At 65.9% G+C, this 1,350-nt stretch carries 1 protein-coding gene and 1 tRNA gene; one reads left to right on the forward strand and one right to left on the reverse strand.

Annotated features, from left to right (window positions below; genetic code table 11):
* Positions 1–145 precede the first annotated feature (145 nt).
* Positions 146–964 (reverse strand): DUF2059 domain-containing protein, encoded by an 819-nt coding sequence (locus HC022_RS26610; protein WP_167454385.1) that lies wholly within the window; start codon positions 962–964, stop codon positions 146–148.
* Positions 965–1,134: 170 nt separating this feature from the next.
* Between HC022_RS26610 and HC022_RS26615 the strand changes: the two genes are divergently transcribed.
* Positions 1,135–1,224 (forward strand) — tRNA-Ser (locus tag HC022_RS26615).
* Positions 1,225–1,350: the final 126 nt, after the last annotated feature.

Here is a 1,350-nt window from a genome sequence, read left to right on the forward strand (position 1 = left end):
ATATAAGAATCGAAATCGGGGCCGCAATAGCCCCGGTCCGAGCCGGGCTTATCGGAGGATACCCCTCATTTGTCAACCCGAGCTTTCGGTGCGCTCAGGCTATTCGCCCCCGCTGCGCCCTTGCTGTGTCCCTGTGAAGACCGGCCTAGAGGTCCTGCGCCATCATCTGCTGCGCGGCCGCGAGGCCGAGTGCGTAGGAGATCTCGTCGTACATCGCATTGAACCCGTCGAAGAGCGCCCGGTTCATTGCCTTGCCTTCCTCGGTCGACGACAGCGCCACGTAATCCTCGAGGTCCTTGTCGGCGATCGGGCCGTAGGACATCAGCAGGTAACCGTAGAGCCATTCGCGGGTGTCGGCGCGGGTCTCGGGCTCCTGCGACCAGACCTCGTCGGCGATGTCGCGCTCGGACATCTCGAGCGCCCCGCCGTCCACCAGCCCGAGATAGAAGCGGTAGCTGGCATTCATCGCGCCCACCACGTTGGCGTCGAGAAGGTCGTTGGCCTGCACGAACTCGGTGATCAGCCCCAGCCGCCCGTCGGATGAGCCGTCGAGCCCGCGGAAGGCCTCGCGCGCGGCATATTCCACGTCATCGTCGATCAAAGCGCGCCGCGCCGACAGCTCGACGTCGACGATGCGCTCGCCGGTCTCGCCTCCGAAGAAGGCCAGCAGCGGCGTGGCGTCGGTGTCGCCAAAGCTCTCGGCGAACGTCGCGCGCACGGTCTCTTCCATGGCGTCGGTGTCGTAGATCGCCGAGACCGCCTCCTGCCAGCGCGGGGTCGCGCCGCCGGGGATCAGGTCGACGGCCATCTCGCGCCCGTAGTCGAGCCCCTCCTCGCGCATGATCTGCACGATCGCCGGCAACCCGAGCGAATCCAGCAGCGCCTCCGTGGGATCGGCGGGATCCGCGGCGGCGGGAAGGGACAGCGTGACACTGAGGATACATGCGGCAATGCGCAGGACCATGGCGGGGGATTCTCCGGTTCGCGAGCGTCCCCCAGATTAAGCGTGCTCAAGGGGATTTCCAAGCGTCTGCCCCGGGTGACGGCACGACCGGCGGCTTGTGGCGCAATTCGTGAAATTTCCCTGTTGCACCCGCCCACGCATCTCGCTAAACGGCCCCCCACGACCCCCGCGGAGAGGTGCCGGAGTGGTCGAACGGGGCGGTCTCGAAAACCGTTGACCCTTCACGGGGTCCCAGGGTTCGAATCCCTGTCTCTCCGCCACAAACTCTTCCTAGAAGAGTTTGAGCAGACCACCGAGGTGCAGATCCGACGGGCGATACGGCCCCGAGGCGCACCCGGCCGGGTCCCTCCCCTCGATCCAGTTTCCAGACCACCGACCGGTAATTG

The sequence above is a fragment of the Salipiger sp. HF18 genome, from assembly GCF_011806505.1.
Taxonomy (GTDB): Bacteria; Pseudomonadota; Alphaproteobacteria; order Rhodobacterales; family Rhodobacteraceae; genus Salipiger; species Salipiger thiooxidans.

Bases quoted from the DNA above. Each gene is read 5' to 3' on its own strand.
- HC022_RS26610 (WP_167454385.1), bottom strand. From the start codon at position 964: ATGGTCCTGCGCATTGCCGCATGTATCCTCAGTGTCACGCTGTCCCTT.